The sequence below is a fragment of the Streptococcus pseudopneumoniae IS7493 genome (genome assembly GCF_000221985.1).
In the GTDB taxonomy this organism is placed as follows: domain Bacteria; phylum Bacillota; class Bacilli; order Lactobacillales; family Streptococcaceae; genus Streptococcus; species Streptococcus pseudopneumoniae.
On record NC_015875.1, the window covers coordinates 938,529 to 954,685 of the forward strand.

Genomic DNA, 16,157 nt, shown 5'->3' on the forward strand with positions numbered 1-16,157 from the left:
ATGGTTGAATCGTATAGTAAAAATGCCAACCATAACATGCGTCGCCCTGTCGTCAAGGAAGAAATTGTAGACTTGATGCGTCAGCGTCAAAAGCAAGTCACAGGTTCCTTGAAAGAATTGGAAGACTTTGCCCGCAAGGAAAATATTCCCATTATTCCCCATGAAACGGTTGTTTATTTCAGGTTTCTCATGGAAACCATGCAACCTAAAAACATTCTGGAAATTGGGACGGCTATCGGTTTTTCAGCTCTCTTGATGGCAGAGCATGCGCCAAATGCTAAGATTACAACCATTGACCGTAATCCAGAAATGATTGGTTTTGCCAAGGAAAATTTTGCCCAGTTTGACAGTCGCAAGCAAATCACTCTCCTAGAGGGAGATGCGGTAGACGTCTTATCTACACTGACAGAGTCTTATGATTTCGTCTTTATGGATTCTGCCAAGTCTAAATACATCGTCTTTCTGCCAGAAATCCTCAAACATTTGGAAGTTGGAGGTGTGGTTGTCTTGGATGATATTTTTCAAGGTGGTGATGTTGCCAAGGACATTATGGAAGTTCGTCGTGGCCAGCGAACCATTTATCGAGGACTTCAAAGACTATTTGATGCAACCTTAGACAATCCAGGACTCACCGCAACATTAGTACCTCTGGGGGACGGCATTCTCATGCTTCGTAAAAATGTAGCAGATGTTCAATTGCCTGACAGCGAATGATTTTCAGAAAAATTTAAGAAAATATAGTAAAATAGATAGAGTAACACTTATCTCAAAGGAGTAGACATGAAGAAAAAACTATTGGCAGGTGCCATTACACTATTATCAGTAGCAACTTTAGCAGCTTGTTCGAAAGGTTCAGAAGGGGCAGACCTTATCAGCATGAAAGGGGATGTCATCACAGAACATCAATTTTATGAGCAAGTGAAAAGCAACCCTTCAGCCCAACAAGTCTTGTTAAATATGACCATCCAAAAAGTTTTTGAAAAACAATATGGCTCAGAGCTTGATGATAAAGAGGTTGATGATACTATTGCCGAAGAAGAAAAACAATATGGTGAAAACTACCAACGTGTCTTGTCACAAGCAGGTATGACTCTTGAAACACGTAAAGCTCAAATTCGTACAAGTAAATTAGTTGAGTTGGCAGTTAAGAAGGCAGCAGAAGCTGAATTGACAGATGATGCTTACAAGAAGGCCTTTGACGAATACACTCCAGATGTAACGGTTCAAATCATCCGTCTTGATAATGAAGATAAGGCCAAAGAAGTTCTCGAAAAAGCCAAGGCAGAAGGTGCTGATTTTGCTCAATTAGCCAAAGATAACTCAACTGATGAGAAAACTAAAGCAAATGGTGGAGAAATTACCTTTGATTCTGCTTCAACGGAAGTACCTGAGCAAGTCAAGAAAGCCGCTTTCGCTTTAGATGTAAATGGCATTTCTGATGTGATTACAGCAACTGGAACACAAGCCTACAGTAGCCAATATTACATTGTAAAACTCATTAAGAAAACAGAAAAATCATCTAATATCGATGACTACAAAGAAAAATTAAAAACTGTTATCTTGACTCAAAAACAAAATGATTCAACATTTGTTCAAAGCATTATCGGAAAAGAATTACAAGCAGCTAATATCAAGGTTAAGGACCAAGCCTTCCAAAATATCTTTACCCAATATATTGGTGGCGGAGATTCAAGCTCAAGCAGTTCATCAAAAGAATAGTCCAAATCAATGAGTCAGGGAAAAAACTCGACTTCAGGAAAAATGAAGTAAATCTTCCCACAATAAAACGCATAGTACAAGGTTTTCAATACCTGATATTATGCGTTTTTTGATTTTCAAGACTTTTTGACCAGCCTCATTTTTTAACTTGCTACTCAGTGAAAAGCAAAGATTAAACTAGAAAGCTAGCTGTAGGTTTCTCAAAGAACAGCTTTGAGGTTGCAGATAAGTCTTATGAGGTCACCAACATATATAATGTGAAGCTGACGTGGTTTGAATAGATTTTAGAAGAGTATGAGTCTGGAAGTTTTAATGGATAATGCAAGATTCCATAGAATGGGTAAGCTAGAGTTCTTATGTGAAGAGTTTGGGCATAAACTTTTACCTCTTCCTCCCTACTCATCTTATACTCAATGAAAATCAAAGAGCAAACTAGGAAACTAGCCGCAAGTTGCTCAAAGCACTGCTTTGAGGTTGTAGATAGAACTGACGAAGTCAGCTCAAAACACTGTTTTGAGGTTGCAGATAGAACTGACGAAGTCAGTAACATATATACGGCAAGGCGACGTTGACGCGGTTTGAAGAGATTTTCGAAGAGTATTAGTATAGAAAAGTGAATCTGAACTAGTACATCATTGCTTCTAAAACATTCTTATAAATTGATTTAAATTCTCAAAATCACATTATTCAGTTCTTATTTCATTTTGCTCTACAATCCTGTTGAGAAGACACGTGTTCATATCAAAAAGGTATTGGCAAGTTGCAATACCTTTTTACGAGGCTCTTTTGTCTTATTTTTGTTTCAACTGACTATATCTCCTATGGTTCTAGTTCAGAAGGCTAGGCTATAATTATGATTGATAAGAAGTATCATTCCAAGTATCGAGAGTAAATGTTTCAAAATCATGGGTTTCTAGAATGGTTAGGCTGGCATTTGCTAGACCGCCATCTTTACGAAGAAGTGGTTCTTTATATCCTAGAAGAGTACGAAGACTGGCAGTAAGATTGGCACCGTGACCGACAATTAGAATACGCTCAGCTGGACTATCTTTTAATGATTTGATAAATTGGATAGTTCGTTGTGTTGTGCTATAGAGGGATTCAGCTCCGAACATTTGAGTGTCAAATTGAGCAAGATTAGATCGGAAAGCTTTGATTTGTTGCGGGTAAATAGCTTCCAAGGTTGCAATTTTCAAACCTTCCAACTTCCCCAGCTGCCATTCACGAATATTAGGAACACTTTCTAAAGGACAGGGCGTCTTGAGTTGACTTTGGATAATTTCAGCAGATTTGACAGCTCGAGGTAAATCACTTGAATAAATCTGATCAAAAGGAATTTCCTTGAGATATTGGCCAAGTTGTTTTAGGGTTTCAATGGATTCAGGAAGAAGGGGAGAATCTCCACTAGCACCTTGAAAACGTCCTTCTTGGTTCCAGACGGTACGACCGTGGCGGACAAAGTAGAGTTTCATTACTTGCTGTCCTCCAAAATATCTACAAAGTCGGCTTTTACAAAGTTAGCCAAGTCTTGTGGCGCGACGATAATGCTGTGACCAACTTCGCCAGCAGAGACAATCATTTGATCCAAGTCTAGGGCGATTTTATCGATAAAAATGGGATAATTGTGTTTCTGACGAATTCCGACAGGATTATTGGCTCCATGAATGTAGCCAGTTGTTTTTTCCAAGTCCTTTTGTGGAATCATACTCACTTTTTTATTGCCAGAAATTTTGGCTAGTTTCTTCTCAGCCAAGTGTTGAGTGATAGGCACAATTCCGATAATCGGCCCTGTTTTATCTCCCAAAAGAGCCAAGGTTTTGAAAATCTGATCTCGTTCATAACCTTGAGGAAGCTCTCCTTCCAGGGCATTGATTTGAATCCCTTGATGTAGGATACCTGCTTTCGATAGGATTTGTTCTACCAATGTTTTTTTGATTTTAACTTTTTTTGCCATTATTTATACTTATCCTCCAATTGGCTCATCCAAATACCAAGCCAAATTCCCAACGCAAAGAAGAAGGCGATGATGACATACCCAACAAGAGAAATACCAGTGTATTGGATGCTTTCAGCGTTTCCTGCATTTGGAATCAAGATCAAAAGGGTGCTTGAAAGGACGATACCGATGATGAAATGATAGACGCGTGAGTGGTAGTTGTTTAAGGCATAATCCATCAATTTTGAAAAAACGATGAGAGTTGCACCTGCACCAATTCCAATCGGGAAGAAGGTTCCCAAGAGGTCAAAGGTTTTAAAACCAGTCAACATGGGAGCATAGAGACCCAAAATCAAAAGTAGATTTGATGGACTGAGGCCAGGAACTAAGACGCCAAGAGCCAGCAGTGCACCTGCTAGGACCAAATTAAGAAAGCTGGCACTTAAGGTTCCAACGACAAAATTTAAGGCATAGAGTCCTAATCCAGAAATGATAAAGGTTATCCAGAACCAAGCTAAATCAATCTTGTCTCGGTCAGATTCTCGAGTTGATTCTTTGAGAAGGCTAGGAACTGTACCAATGATGGCACCCGCAAAGCTCCATAAGACAAAGACCTGGTAATTTTCAAGCAGGTATTCAATCGGGTAAGAAAATAGGCCAATTCCCAGAAGCATACCGATGGCAACTGGAATAAAGTATAAAACATTTTCTTTAAAGTCTTTAAAAGGATGAGCCAGAAAGCCAATCATTCGTTCGTAAATGCCTAAGATTGCTGCTAGAACCCCTCCGGAAATTCCCGGTAGAATAAATCCAAGAGCAATCACAATCCCTTTAATAATACGTGCTAACCATGAGAGCATATAGTTCCTCCAACTATTTCTATTTCAAAAAATCCTTACTATATTGTATCACAATCAAACACAAAAAGAAAAAGCAAATGCTAAACAAATGCTTTTAAGGTTTTAAAAAGATTTTTCTAAAGGTTTCTTCTTTGTTTTTTAAGGGAGAGATGACGTTGATATCCAAATCGTGGTCAAAGCCGGCAATTTTTCCTTTAGATGTGTATTGGTGAATATCATAATCTAAGTCAGTTTTAGGACTGCTCTCCAAAAATCCTGAGTTAGAGCCGTAGGACGGAATCCAAACAGAGGTAAACTTGCCTGTATCAATACTATGTTCTTCCATGAAATAGACCCCAACGTAGATGCCGATGTTTTTAGCACCTAGTGATGCTAGTTTTGCTCGAAAGGCTTCAACACCCTCGTTCATATTGGACATGGTTTTGTCTTCTACGTCTAGCCAATAGTAACTAGGGCTGTAAGGAGAGGCAGCATTGTAGAAAACTTCAGCGGCTTTTTCCATTTCTTGGACACTTTTTCCAGCTACATAAGCGTAGACCCCAACGGGGACATTCCGCTTTTGAAGTTCAGTGATATGACTCTTATAGGCTTTGTCTATTCCATTGATAAAGGAAGCATCATTTTCTTTTGTCGTTTGAGCACCGCTGTGAACACGAACAATAGCGCCTGAAATATTTTGTGAGAGGGCATCGTAGTTGATTTCCTCAGGACGCTGCCAGCCAGAGAGGTCAATAATCGGTTTGTCTAAGTGTTTCAAAGCCTGTGCTTCAATCTGTGCTATATTGGATTTTGTTTTAAAGGATTGGTTGTCATTAAGTGGGCGATTGATGATTAAAACGAAAATTATGATCCCAAAAAAACCAAATAAAATAAGTGGATGAATTTGTTTTCTCATATCTTATAATTCTACCCTAAAAATCAAAAAAAATCAAAAAAATGGGTTAAGGAAAGGACTTTAGAGCATTTTTTCATTCAAGAGCGCGGAATGATTTGAAATATGGTATAATAAAAGGGAATTTCTAGAGAAAAGAGAAGATTATGTCAAATTTTGCCATTATTTTAGCAGCGGGTAAAGGGACTCGCATGAAATCTGATTTGCCAAAAGTGTTGCACAAGGTTGCGGGTATTTCTATGTTGGAACATGTTTTCCGTAGTGTGGGAGCTATCCAACCTGAAAAGACAGTAACAGTTGTCGGACACAAGGCAGAATTGGTTGAGCAGGTCTTGGCTGGACAGACAGAATTTGTGACTCAATCTGAACAGTTAGGGACTGGCCATGCAGTTATGATGACAGAGCCTATCTTAGAAGGTTTGTCAGGTCACACCTTGGTTATTGCAGGAGATACTCCTTTAATCACTGGTGAAAGCTTGAAAAACTTGATTGATTTCCACATCAATCATAAAAATGTGGCGACTATCTTGACCGCTGAAACAGATAATCCTTTCGGATATGGACGAATTGTTCGTAATGATAATGCAGAGGTTCTTCGCATTGTTGAGCAGAAGGATGCCACAGATTTTGAGAAACAAATCAAGGAAATCAACACTGGAACTTACGTCTTTGATAACGAGCGTTTGTTTGAGGCTTTGAAAAATATCAATACCAATAACGCTCAAGGAGAATACTATATTACAGATGTTATTGGCATTTTCCGTGAAGCTGGTGAAAAAGTTGGCGCTTATACTTTGAAAGATTTTGATGAAAGTCTTGGGGTAAATGACCGTGTGGCACTTGCGACAGCTGAGTCAGTTATGCGTCGTCGCATCAATCATAAACACATGGTCAATGGTGTTAGCTTTGTCAATCCAGAGGCAACTTATATTGATATTGATGTTGAGATTGCGCCTGAAGTTCAAATCGAAGCCAATGTTACCTTGAAGGGGCAAACGAAAATTGGTGCTGAGACTGTTTTGACAAACGGTACGTATGTAGTGGACAGCACTATAGGAGCAGGAGCTGTTATTACCAACTCTATGATTGAGGAAAGCAGTGTTGCAGACGGCGTGACTGTCGGACCTTATGCCCACATTCGTCCAGGTTCAAGTATCGCTAGCCAAGCACATATTGGAAATTTTGTTGAGGTGAAAGGGTCTTCTATCGGCGAGAATACCAAGGCTGGTCATTTGACTTATATCGGAAACTGTGAAGTGGGTAGTCATGTTAATTTTGGTGCAGGAACCATTACAGTCAATTATGACGGCAAAAACAAATACAAGACAGTCATTGGAAACAATGTCTTTGTTGGTTCAAATTCAACCATTATTGCCCCAGTTGAGTTGGGTGACAATTCTCTTGTTGGAGCTGGTTCAACTATTACTAAAGACGTGCCGGCGGATGCTATTGCTATTGGTCGTGGTCGTCAGATCAATAAAGACGAATATGCAACACGTCTTCCTCATCATCCTAAGAACCAGTAGGAACCTATCATGGAGTTTGAAGAAAAAACGCTTAGCCGAAAAGAAATCTATCAAGGACCAATATTTAAACTGGTCCAAGATCAGGTTGAATTACCAGAAGGCAAGGGAACTGCCCAACGGGATTTGATTTTCCACAATGGGGCTGTCTGTGTTTTAGCAGTAACGGATGAACAAAAACTTATCTTGGTCAAGCAGTACCGCAAAGCTATCGAGGCTGTCTCTTACGAAATTCCAGCCGGAAAATTGGAGGTAGGAGAAAACACAGCCCCTGTGGCAGCAGCTCTGCGTGAATTAGAGGAAGAAACAGCTTATACAGGGAAGTTAGAACTCTTGTACGATTTTTACTCAGCCATTGGCTTTTGTAATGAAAAGTTAAAACTATACATAGCCAGCGATTTGACAAGGGTAGAAAATCCGCGTCCCCAAGATGACGATGAGACCTTGGAAGTCCTTGAAGTGAACTTAGAAGAAGCCAAGGAATTGATCCAATCAGGTCATATCTGTGATGCCAAGACAATTATGGCTGTTCAATATTGGGAATTGCACAAAAAATAGAGGAGGTCAATATGGGTAAACCTTTATTAACGGATGAAATGATTGAAAGGGCTAATAGAGGCGAAAAAATTTCAGGTCCTCCTTTGCTAGATGATAATGAGGAGACAAAAATTTTACCAACCTCTTCTTCCCGTTTTGGTTATGCCAATCCTAAGGATCATGGTTTTAGCCAGGAAACCTTGAAGATTCAGGTCGAACCGTCTATTCATAAAAGCCGTCGCATTGAAAACACCAAGAGAAATGTCTTCAATTCTAAACTGAATAAAATCTTATTTGCAGTCATCTTTCTCTTGATTTTGCTTGTCTTAGCAATGAAACTGTTGTAATAGAAAAGGAATTGAAATGAAAATAGGAATTATTGCAGCTATGCCAGAAGAACTGGCTTATTTAGTCCAGCATTTAGACAATGCCCAAGAGCAAGTTGTTTTGGGGAATACCTATCATACAGGAAGCATTGCCTCGCATGAAGTCGTTCTTGTAGAAAGTGGAATTGGTAAGGTCATGTCTGCTATGAGTGTGGCGATTTTGGCTGATCATTTTCAAGTGGATGCTTTGATTAACACGGGATCTGCTGGAGCAGTAGCAGAGGGTATCGCTGTTGGGGATGTCGTGATTGCTGACAAATTAGCCTATCATGATGTGGATGTCACAGCTTTTGGCTATGCTTATGGACAAATGGCGCAACAACCGCTTTATTTCGAATCAGATAAAACCTTTGTTGCCAAAATCCAAGAGAGTTTATCTCAATTGGACCAGAACTGGTATCTTGGTTTGATTGCTACAGGAGATAGTTTTGTTGCAGGAAATGATAAGATAGAAGCGATTAAGTCTCATTTCCCAGAAGTTTTAGCAGTTGAGATGGAAGGAGCAGCTATTGCTCAGGCATCGCATGCTCTTAATCTTCCAGTCTTAGTCATCCGAGCTATGAGTGACAATGCCAACCATGAAGCAAACATCTCTTTTGATGAGTTTATTATCGAAGCTGGACGTCGCTCTGCCCAAGTCTTATTAGCCTTTTTGAAGGCCTTAAATTAAGCGAAAATTTGACAGTTTTTCTAGCTTATGATAAGATTTAAGTAAAGAAAAGCTAGAAAACGTTTCAGAGGATATTATGAGTATTGAAATGACCGTCAGTGAGATTGCAGAGGTCTTAGGATTATCTCGCCAAGCAATCAATAACCGTGTCAAAGAATTACCAGAAGAAGACACAGATAAAAATGACAAAGGGGTAACAGTCGTTACCAGAAGTGGCTTGATTAAGCTAGAAGAAATCTATAAAAAAACGATTTTTGAAGATGAGCCTGTCAGTGAAGATGTCAAGCAACGTGAACTGATGGAGATTCTGGTTGATGAGAAGAATGCAGAAATTCTTCGTCTTTATGAACAATTAAAAGCCAAGGATCGTCAGTTATCAGAAAAAGACGAGCAGATGCGTATCAAAGACCGTCAGATTGCTGAGAAAGACAAACAACTCGATCAGCAACAACAATTGACCCTTCAAGCCATGAAGGATCAAGAAAATCTTAAGCTAGAGCTGGACCAAGCAAAAGAAGAAGTCCAATCCACTAAGAAAGGCTTTTTTGCTCGTTTATTTGGAGGATAATCAAGGAGCTGTTTAGGTTACATGCTAACCTGATGGCTTCTTTTGTTTGTGAATAGTATAGTTGATTAGAATAGAGACAGTAGAGGAGAGGTAGAGAATGGAACGATTAGAAGATTACATTGCTTTTGATTTAGAATTTAATCAGCACGAAGGACAAACACACTTGATTCAAGTATCGGCAGTGCGTTTTAGAGATGGTCGGGAAATCGATGCTTATGATTCCTATGTTCATACCAGTGTCCCTCTAAAAAGCTTTATCAATGGTTTGACCGGGATTACAGCTGAGACCTTAAAAGATGCTCCTCCAGTTGAGAAAGTCTTAGAAGAATTCCAAGAGTTTGTGGGTTCTTTGCTGATGATAGGCTACAATGCTGCTAAAAGTGATTTACCTATTTTAGCAGAGCATGGTTTAGACTATAGCCAACAGTACAAGGTGGATTTGTATGATGAAGCTTTTGAACGTCGGAGTTCAGATTTACATGGTATTGCCAATCTCAAATTGCAAACTGTTGCCTCATTTCTTGGATTTCAAGGTCAGTCTCATAATAGTTTAGAGGATGCTCGGATGACGGCGCGTGTTTACGAATCCTTCTTAGAGTCGGATCAAGCTAGGGAATTGTTAGAGACAGAAAGTAGCTTATCAAACAATCCTTTTGGTGGCTTGGACTTGTCTCAATTATTTGACTAGGAGTGCCTATGAAACCTGAAAAACCTAAAAAATTGGGTCTTAAACAGATTTACCTCAATCTTGATAAAATCCTCTTTCTCTTTTTCTTGATTTTTATGATAGTGGAGTATTTGTGGGTACCATTCAATTCATGGTTGGCTAGCTTCTTATTAGATCAGACAGGTTATCTTTTTATTTCCTATAACAATGTCTTAGCCATCCTTACTCATTCTCCATTGATTAGTCTAGCTTTTTTAGCCTTGATTGTAATTAACCTTCTGGTTGCTTATTTTCAAATAGGACTCCTCTTTATTGGTGCTCGTCATCTCCTCTATAATGAAAAGCGAAGGCTAATTGAGTATATCCGCAAGGTTTTCCATGAAAGTTTTGGATTTATGAAAAAGCTAACTTGCGCTAAAGCCTTGTTTATCTTTTTCTATATAGCTATGCTTTTTCCTTTTATACGGAAAATGCTGAAGATTTATTATCTTAATAAAATCGTCATTCCAGAGTTTATCCAAGCTTATTTAGAAGATAAATATTGGATGTGGTGGCTGAGCATCCTACTTCTATCTCTTATCTTTCTCTATGTCTCTGTCAGATTGATGTTTGCCCTTCCGAAGATTGTATATGATCAGCTGACTGTTCGAGAAGCAGTGATGTTTAGCTTGGAGAAAACCAAGAAGAGAGTTACTTTTTATGCTTGGAATTTATTTTACATCTTGCTCAAAGCACATTTATTATTTTATCTTCCTTTGATTCCTTTATTATTGGCTCAAACTTTGGTAGATGATATCACTCAGAGAGAGTCTCTGATTCTTGGTATTTTGAATTTTGTCGTGATTAAAAATCTCTATTATATGGCTCTGACTTATTTTTTGGTTAAATTTGTTTCATTTTTGACAGGAAAGGAGCTGGATATGCTTCCTCGGAGAGAAAAAGATCACATCATGCGATGGGGAGTCATGACTTGTGCCAGTCTTTTCTTTGCCTTAGAAGGTTATATTTATCTGGAGGCTCCCATGGTTCATCTACCTCAGCTTATTTCTCACCGAGGGGTTTCCAATGCAAATGGGATTCAAAATACAGTAGAGTCCTTGGAAACTACAGCACAACTCAAACCAGACTTGGTGGAGACGGACGTGCAGGAAACAAAAGATGGGCAGTTTGTCATGATACATGATGCTAACTTGAAAAATCTAGCAGGTATCAATAAAAGTCCTCAAGACTTAAACTTGGAGGAGCTTAAAGGGATTGATATTTTTGAAAATGGCTACCAGACTAAAATTTCAAGCTTTGAAGATTATCTCAGTCGAGCCAACGAACTTGGTCAAAAATTACTAATTGAAATTAAAACCAGTAAAAAAGATAGTCCAGACATGATGGACCGCTTTTTAGCCCGTTATGCTGCAAAGCTCAAGATTTATGGACATCAAATCCAGTCTTTAGACTACCATGTTGTCGAAAAAGTAAGACAGTATGATGCCGAACTGCCAGTTTATTTCATCATGCCCTACAATTCTGTCTTTCCTAAAACAAGGGCGACAGGATATACTATGGAGTACTCAACCTTGGATGAATATTTTGTAAGCAAACTATGGACAACGGATCAGAAACTTTATGTTTGGACTGTCAATGATTCAGAAGCTATCAGCAAATCTCTTCACTTAGGAGTAGATGGAGTGATTACAGATGATTTGGAAAAAGTTCAGCGGGAAATAGAAGTAGCCCAAGAAGATCCAGAATATACGGATTTGCTCTTGAAAAAAGCTCTGGAATTCTTTGAATTTTAGTAATAAAAAAGAGGAACAACTATTCCTTCCGTGATAGGTAAGTATTTTTCGGAGAGCCTGTTTTTTTATTTGCTGAGTCTAGGATAGTTCTTGCTGGCGATAGATAGCAAGACGAACAGCTTCTTTTGAATGTCATATAAATTTAAAATTTCTGAAAATAACGAAAAATATACTAAATTTACAAATAAGGAGCCTCTAAATCCTTTAAAATAAGAAATATATATATATATATATATAATCATCGATTTTCTAAAACAAAGTGAGGTTGAAGGAAGGGAACTAAGTTGATATAATGAAGTATTAGTAGACAATGGGCCTTTTTGTCATTTGTTTAAGATGAAAAAAGGTCATGTTTTCCTGTTTTTATTGCGAGTTGATGCCTGCATGAACATGGCTAGAGGAGCAAAGACAGGGTAGAAAGAAAGGAAAAACTATGAAACAGTTTAAAATGAATGAGCGTCAACGCTTTTCTATACGCAAGTTTTCAATTGGAGCAGTCTCAGTCTTGCTAGGGTCTGTCTTTTTTATAGCTAATCCAGCGACAGAAGTCCAGGCGGCGGAAGTAAATACAGAAGTGGTCAGTCAGGATGGAAATGGCAACACTGGGAATCCATCTGTCTTACCGCCATCAGATACAAGCAATCAAAATCTTAACGTAGAACAAGAAGGAGCTAAACCAAACACTCAAGAGACAGAGAAAAAAAGAGCCAGGAACTTCATCTAAAGATAGTGAAGGAAAAGCTAAGTCAACAGTAGAGAATAAAGGTGATGAAAAAGTTGATGGTGTAGTTAAACCTGTATCTGGTGAATTATCTACTGTGTCCGAGGTAGAAAAAGATAAAAAAGAAGTACAACCAGAGTTGGAAGAAAAATCCTCAATTATCAAAGAAGAAGCTAATAGAGAAGATAAGATAGATCAATCTCAAGAAGAAGATGGGGATCAGTTATATGATAAATTGATAGATGCATCTAAAAGATTGAAAGAATCCAATCCTGAGTCGGCAGCAGCTTTTAAAAACTTAGCAGATACTATCAACGAAAAGTTAGGACTTTCAGACGACGGAAAGATTTCTGGAGAACTTGTCGAAAAAGCTCACAAGTTACTAGATGGTAATCAAGTGATGATGTCAAAAAATGATAGTGAGGAAAATTCTGAGGAAAGAGGAGTTCATGTAAGAAAAAGACGGAATATAGCAGGATTAACAATTGGGAGATGGAATGCAGTACGTAAACAAATAGAAGTTTCTAATATACTAGTAGTACCAGGTGGAGATAGAGTATTTGGTAATATTTTGAAAATTAGTGCTAAATCAAATCATGAGAAAATTACTAGCATATCTGTAACTGGTCATGAAAACATGGGGTTAAAGGTCGAATCTTCTGTCAATGGGAGTGAAGCATCTTTGACTTTCGACGGAATTACTCCGCGCAGGGGTCAGTATTTATTGAATGTAACAGTAACTACTTCAAGCGGTAGTCAGACGACACAATTTGGATACTATCTCCCTTTTCAGAAGCCGACTATTAATACACCAAATGATAGTACAGATGCAAGTGTCCCGAGCTTAGCAGGTAAAGCTAATGAAAAACCTAATATTGATGTGACAATTCCTTATGTTCCTAAATTACCTAATGGCGCAAAGATGAAAGTATATTTGGTAACCGGAGGTTCGGATATTTCTAATTATGGAGGGAGTACGGATGGATTAGCTTATCCGGAAGGTTATAATATACTTGCCTCTAAAGATATATCTCCTAATAATGATGGGGATGGTTCTGCACGCCAAATTACTATTACCCAGTCTGATTATAAGTCTGGAGTTAATAAGATAGGAACAGATAAATTTAGAGCACTCACTGTTATCGAAGTAAATAATAACGTAAACGATGGTAATCCACGAGAACGTGGTTCCTGGTTTAGTGATGAAAGAAGAGCGACAGCACCAGTAGCTAAAGAAGCAACACCTGAAAAACCAACAGTTGCCTCTAGCGAAGCGAATGCCAATGTAACGGTAACACCAAGTGCGAATGCAGACCATGTAGAAATTAGCATTGGAAGCGACAAAGTTGTAGCTACGAAATCAGGGTCAAGCTGGAGCCTAACACCAACAAAATCAGGTGTCAGCATTGATGGAGTAAGTGGTGTTGTTACAATTTCCCATAATGCGGCTAGTGCAGGAACTCAAGTAAGTGCGACAGCTAAACATGGTAATAGTGAAGTTAGTGCTTCTTCAACACCAGTCAGCTTGCCATCAAAACGATATTATCCAATTCCCGATTCGTATAACGTAACATCGCAACCATCTACTCCTACTCAGCCAGACCAAGGAGCTACTGAGACTCCAACAGCTCCATCTGAGCCAGCTCCACAACCGTCTCAACCAACTGCTTCGGGTCAACCTGCAAGTCCTGCTCCAGCTCCGACTCAAGCACCTAGAGCGGCAGCAAGTCCTTCAGTTAGCTCAACGAGCACGCAAGCTCCAGCTCAAGAGCAAGTTGACAAGTCTGAACTTCGTGCCTTGACTCAAGAGTTAGACCAACGCTTGAAAGCTTTGGCAACAGTATCTAATCCGAAAATCGATGCAGCCAAGGCGGTCCTCCTAGATGCTCAAAAAGCTCTGGAAGATAGTGCCTTGACAGAGCAAGGTCTACGTACTGCAGTAGAGTCTGTGAAGGCTGCCTTGGACTCTCTCAAAGATGTGAAAGCAAATGCTAGCGACAGCAAGCCTGCACAGGACAAGAAAGATGCCAAACAAGGAACGGAAGATAGTAAGGATTCAGATAAGATGACTGAAACAAACTCAGTTCCAGCAGGAGTGATTGTAGTCGGTCTACTCGCCCTTCTAGGTGTGATTGCCTTCTGGTTGGTTCGCCGTAAGAAAGAGTCAGAAATCCAGCAATTAAGCACGGAATTGACAAAAGTTCTTGGACAGCTAGATGCAGAAAAAGTAGATAAAAAAGTCCTTGCTAAAGCCCAAAACCTTCTCCAAGAAACCCTTGATTTCGTGAAAGAGGAAAATGGCTCAGCAGAGACAGAAGCTAAACTAGTAGAGGAGCTTAAAGTAATCCTTGCCAAACTCAAGTAAAACTTGATTTATGAAATGTCAGATCTAAAAGACATTTTCGTTCACAAAAGCAGCGACGAGTAACCCTTGTCGTTGCTTTTTGGCTATTTTGGGGGATAAGATCCGCCTTGACTAGCAAAAGAAAAGATTGGTCCAGTAGTGCCCGATACGATTTTGCGTAGCAGAAAGCATACAAATGAAATTGAATATAGTAAAATAGGATTAGAAATCTTAAGAAAGTTGGTTCTTTATTGGAAACGATAGTATTTTCAATTTCCGTTTTTTTAGCAGGGGTCTTGTCCTTCTTTTCTCCCTGTATTTTTCCTCTTCTGCCAGTCTATGCTGGGATTTTATTGGATGATCAGGAAAGCGCAAAAAGCTTTTCTTTATTTGGGAGAAAGGTTCTCTGGTCAGGCTTGATTCGAACACTTTGCTTTATCGCAGGTATTTCACTCATTTTCTTTATTCTAGGCTTTGGTGCTGGTTACTTTGGTCATATTCTCTATGCAAATTGGTTTCGATATGTTATGGGAACAATTATTATCATTTTGGGACTTCACCAGATGGAAATTTTTCATTTTAAGAAATTAGAGGTTCAAAAAAGCTTTACTTTTAAGAAATCAGAAGCCAATCGTTATTGGTCAGCCTTTTTACTCGGTATTACCTTTAGCTTTGGTTGGACGCCTTGTATTGGTCCAGTTTTAAGTTCTGTTTTAGCGCTTGCGGCTTCTGGAGGCAATGGAGCTTGGCAAGGTGCTATCTATACTCTTATTTACACTCTGGGGATGGCTCTTCCTTTCTTGGTCTTGGCTCTAGCTTCAGGTCTAGTCATGCCTTATTTTAGTAAAATCAAACGTCATATGATGCTAATGAAGAAAATTGGTGGTTTCCTCATTATTTTAATGGGAATTTTGTTACTATTAGGACAAGTAAATGTTCTAGCTGGAATTTTTGAATAAAGGAGAAAATGATGAAAAAAGTAATGTTTGCTGGCTTAAGTCTCTTGTCATTAGTTGTATTGATAGCCTGTGGTGAGGAAGAAACTAAAAAAACTCAAGCCCCACAACAGCCAAAACAAGAAACGCCTGTACAGCAAATTGCTGTTGGGAAAGATGCTCCAGACTTCACCTTGCAATCCATGGATGGTAAAGAAGTCAAGTTATCTGATTTTAAGGGTAAAAAGGTTTACTTGAAGTTTTGGGCTTCCTGGTGTGGTCCATGTAAGAAAAGTATGCCTGAGTTGATGGAATTAGCTGCAAAACCAGATCGCGATTTTGAAATTCTTACTGTCATTGCACCAGGAATTCAAGGTGAAAAAACTGTTAATCAATTCCCACAATGGTTCCAAGAACAAGGATATAAAGATATCCCAGTTCTTTATGATACTAAAGCAACAACCTTCCAAGCTTATCAAATTCGAAGCATTCCTACAGAATACCTAATTGATAGTCAAGGAAAGATTGGAAAGATTCAATTTGGTGCTATCAGTAATGCGGATGCAGAAGCAGCATTTAAAGAAATGAACTAGAATCGATAAAAAT

At 38.9% G+C, this 16,157-nt stretch carries 18 protein-coding genes and 2 pseudogenes; 16 read left to right on the forward strand and 4 right to left on the reverse strand.

Translation table 11 applies throughout. From position 1 onward, the window contains the following. The 4 genes and pseudogenes from SPPN_RS04900 to SPPN_RS13905 all read left to right on the forward strand — a co-directional run bounded on the left by SPPN_RS04900 (nucleotide 1) and on the right by SPPN_RS13905 (nucleotide 2,291). Nucleotides 1–714: an O-methyltransferase gene (locus SPPN_RS04900; protein ID WP_007285038.1), complete on the forward strand. Its 714-nt coding sequence runs from the start codon at nucleotides 1–3 to the stop codon at nucleotides 712–714. Between the two features lie 66 nt (nucleotides 715–780). After that, nucleotides 781–1,719 (forward strand): peptidylprolyl isomerase PrsA, encoded by a 939-nt coding sequence (prsA, locus tag SPPN_RS04905; RefSeq protein ID WP_000727951.1) that lies wholly within the window; start codon nucleotides 781–783, stop codon nucleotides 1,717–1,719. 306 nt (nucleotides 1,720–2,025) lie between these two features. Further along, nucleotides 2,026–2,121, forward strand: a pseudogene (locus SPPN_RS12795) (IS630 family transposase); the annotation flags it as partial. 11 nt (nucleotides 2,122–2,132) lie between these two features. After that, nucleotides 2,133–2,291, forward strand: a complete 159-nt coding sequence (locus SPPN_RS13905) for a hypothetical protein (RefSeq protein ID WP_237701464.1) — start codon at nucleotides 2,133–2,135, stop codon at nucleotides 2,289–2,291. Nucleotides 2,292–2,570: 279 nt separating this feature from the next. On the opposite strand, the gene SPPN_RS04915 is transcribed toward SPPN_RS13905, so the two are convergent. The 4 genes from SPPN_RS04915 to SPPN_RS04930 all read right to left on the reverse strand — a co-directional run bounded on the left by SPPN_RS04915 (nucleotide 2,571) and on the right by SPPN_RS04930 (nucleotide 5,410). Then, nucleotides 2,571–3,191 carry a histidine phosphatase family protein gene (locus SPPN_RS04915; protein ID WP_000780832.1) on the reverse strand — a complete coding sequence of 207 codons (621 nt, stop codon included), beginning with the start codon at nucleotides 3,189–3,191 and terminating at the stop codon, nucleotides 2,571–2,573. Further along, nucleotides 3,191–3,673 (reverse strand): aminoacyl-tRNA deacylase, encoded by a 483-nt coding sequence (locus SPPN_RS04920; protein WP_001085893.1) that lies wholly within the window; start codon nucleotides 3,671–3,673, stop codon nucleotides 3,191–3,193. The genes SPPN_RS04915 and SPPN_RS04920 overlap by 1 nt, the downstream gene beginning before the upstream one ends. After that, nucleotides 3,673–4,515 carry a DUF368 domain-containing protein gene (locus SPPN_RS04925; protein WP_000954101.1) on the reverse strand — a complete coding sequence of 281 codons (843 nt, stop codon included), beginning with the start codon at nucleotides 4,513–4,515 and terminating at the stop codon, nucleotides 3,673–3,675. The genes SPPN_RS04920 and SPPN_RS04925 overlap by 1 nt, the downstream gene beginning before the upstream one ends. Nucleotides 4,516–4,609: 94 nt before the next feature. After that, a complete protein-coding gene (locus SPPN_RS04930; RefSeq protein WP_001231217.1) occupies nucleotides 4,610–5,410 on the reverse strand; it encodes a GH25 family lysozyme in 801 nt (266 codons plus the stop codon). 143 nt (nucleotides 5,411–5,553) lie between these two features. On the opposite strand from SPPN_RS04930, the gene glmU reads away from it, so the two are divergent. The 12 genes and pseudogenes from glmU (at nucleotide 5,554) to sdbB (ending at nucleotide 16,144) form a co-directional block, all read left to right on the forward strand. Beyond that, the gene (gene glmU, locus SPPN_RS04935; RefSeq protein WP_000064416.1) at nucleotides 5,554–6,933 is read left to right on the forward strand and encodes a bifunctional UDP-N-acetylglucosamine diphosphorylase/glucosamine-1-phosphate N-acetyltransferase GlmU; all 1,380 of its coding nucleotides are present in this window, start codon (nucleotides 5,554–5,556) and stop codon (nucleotides 6,931–6,933) included. Between the two features lie 9 nt (nucleotides 6,934–6,942). Next, nucleotides 6,943–7,488, forward strand: coding sequence for an NUDIX hydrolase (locus SPPN_RS04940; RefSeq protein ID WP_000393810.1), 546 nt, complete (start codon nucleotides 6,943–6,945; stop codon nucleotides 7,486–7,488). 11 nt (nucleotides 7,489–7,499) lie between these two features. Then, nucleotides 7,500–7,814: a cell wall synthase accessory phosphoprotein MacP gene (macP, locus tag SPPN_RS04945; RefSeq protein WP_000517865.1), complete on the forward strand. Its 315-nt coding sequence runs from the start codon at nucleotides 7,500–7,502 to the stop codon at nucleotides 7,812–7,814. 16 nt (nucleotides 7,815–7,830) lie between these two features. Beyond that, the gene (locus SPPN_RS04950) at nucleotides 7,831–8,523 is read left to right on the forward strand and encodes a 5'-methylthioadenosine/adenosylhomocysteine nucleosidase (RefSeq protein WP_000689769.1); all 693 of its coding nucleotides are present in this window, start codon (nucleotides 7,831–7,833) and stop codon (nucleotides 8,521–8,523) included. Between the two features lie 76 nt (nucleotides 8,524–8,599). Beyond that, nucleotides 8,600–9,091 (forward strand): chromosome segregation protein RocS, encoded by a 492-nt coding sequence (rocS, locus tag SPPN_RS04955; RefSeq protein ID WP_000021242.1) that lies wholly within the window; start codon nucleotides 8,600–8,602, stop codon nucleotides 9,089–9,091. A gap of 97 nt (nucleotides 9,092–9,188) precedes the next feature. After that, nucleotides 9,189–9,779, forward strand: coding sequence for a 3'-5' exonuclease (locus tag SPPN_RS04960; RefSeq protein ID WP_000440254.1), 591 nt, complete (start codon nucleotides 9,189–9,191; stop codon nucleotides 9,777–9,779). 8 nt (nucleotides 9,780–9,787) lie between these two features. Further along, on the forward strand, nucleotides 9,788–11,551 hold the full coding sequence (locus SPPN_RS04965; protein ID WP_000801721.1) for a glycerophosphoryl diester phosphodiesterase membrane domain-containing protein: 1,764 nt from the start codon (nucleotides 9,788–9,790) through the stop codon (nucleotides 11,549–11,551). Nucleotides 11,552–11,984: 433 nt separating this feature from the next. Further along, nucleotides 11,985–12,275 (forward strand): YSIRK-type signal peptide-containing protein, encoded by a 291-nt coding sequence (locus tag SPPN_RS04970; protein WP_007284790.1) that lies wholly within the window; start codon nucleotides 11,985–11,987, stop codon nucleotides 12,273–12,275. A gap of 1,714 nt (nucleotides 12,276–13,989) precedes the next feature. After that, a pseudogene (locus SPPN_RS04975) lies at nucleotides 13,990–14,193 on the forward strand (hypothetical protein); the annotation flags it as partial. Nucleotides 14,194–14,220: 27 nt separating this feature from the next. Beyond that, nucleotides 14,221–14,637: an EGFR-like transmembrane domain-containing protein gene (locus tag SPPN_RS04980; protein WP_025170644.1), complete on the forward strand. Its 417-nt coding sequence runs from the start codon at nucleotides 14,221–14,223 to the stop codon at nucleotides 14,635–14,637. Nucleotides 14,638–14,867: 230 nt separating this feature from the next. Next, on the forward strand, nucleotides 14,868–15,575 hold the full coding sequence (gene ccdA2, locus SPPN_RS04985) for a thiol-disulfide oxidoreductase-associated membrane protein CcdA2 (protein WP_014017248.1): 708 nt from the start codon (nucleotides 14,868–14,870) through the stop codon (nucleotides 15,573–15,575). Nucleotides 15,576–15,586: 11 nt separating this feature from the next. Next, entirely contained in the window at nucleotides 15,587–16,144 is a 558-nt protein-coding gene (gene sdbB / locus SPPN_RS04990) for a thiol-disulfide oxidoreductase-associated lipoprotein SdbB (RefSeq protein ID WP_000757366.1), read from the forward strand. Nucleotides 16,145–16,157 lie beyond the last annotated feature (13 nt).

Bases quoted from the DNA above. Each gene is read 5' to 3' on its own strand.
- SPPN_RS04970 (WP_007284790.1), top strand. From the start codon at position 11,985: ATGAAACAGTTTAAAATGAATGAGCGTCAACGCTTTTCTATACGCAAG.
- SPPN_RS04925 (WP_000954101.1), bottom strand. From the start codon at position 4,515: ATGCTCTCATGGTTAGCACGTATTATTAAAGGGATTGTGATTGCTCTT.
- sdbB (WP_000757366.1), top strand. From the start codon at position 15,587: ATGAAAAAAGTAATGTTTGCTGGCTTAAGTCTCTTGTCATTAGTTGTA.
- SPPN_RS04920 (WP_001085893.1), bottom strand. From the start codon at position 3,673: ATGGCAAAAAAAGTTAAAATCAAAAAAACATTGGTAGAACAAATCCTA.
- glmU (WP_000064416.1), top strand. From the start codon at position 5,554: ATGTCAAATTTTGCCATTATTTTAGCAGCGGGTAAAGGGACTCGCATG.
- SPPN_RS04915 (WP_000780832.1), bottom strand. From the start codon at position 3,191: ATGAAACTCTACTTTGTCCGCCACGGTCGTACCGTCTGGAACCAAGAA.
- SPPN_RS04930 (WP_001231217.1), bottom strand. From the start codon at position 5,410: ATGAGAAAACAAATTCATCCACTTATTTTATTTGGTTTTTTTGGGATC.
- SPPN_RS04965 (WP_000801721.1), top strand. From the start codon at position 9,788: ATGAAACCTGAAAAACCTAAAAAATTGGGTCTTAAACAGATTTACCTC.
- SPPN_RS04950 (WP_000689769.1), top strand. From the start codon at position 7,831: ATGAAAATAGGAATTATTGCAGCTATGCCAGAAGAACTGGCTTATTTA.
- rocS (WP_000021242.1), top strand. From the start codon at position 8,600: ATGAGTATTGAAATGACCGTCAGTGAGATTGCAGAGGTCTTAGGATTA.
- prsA (WP_000727951.1), top strand. From the start codon at position 781: ATGAAGAAAAAACTATTGGCAGGTGCCATTACACTATTATCAGTAGCA.
- SPPN_RS13905 (WP_237701464.1), top strand. From the start codon at position 2,133: ATGAAAATCAAAGAGCAAACTAGGAAACTAGCCGCAAGTTGCTCAAAG.
- SPPN_RS04900 (WP_007285038.1), top strand. From the start codon at position 1: ATGGTTGAATCGTATAGTAAAAATGCCAACCATAACATGCGTCGCCCT.
- SPPN_RS04940 (WP_000393810.1), top strand. From the start codon at position 6,943: ATGGAGTTTGAAGAAAAAACGCTTAGCCGAAAAGAAATCTATCAAGGA.
- macP (WP_000517865.1), top strand. From the start codon at position 7,500: ATGGGTAAACCTTTATTAACGGATGAAATGATTGAAAGGGCTAATAGA.
- SPPN_RS04960 (WP_000440254.1), top strand. From the start codon at position 9,189: ATGGAACGATTAGAAGATTACATTGCTTTTGATTTAGAATTTAATCAG.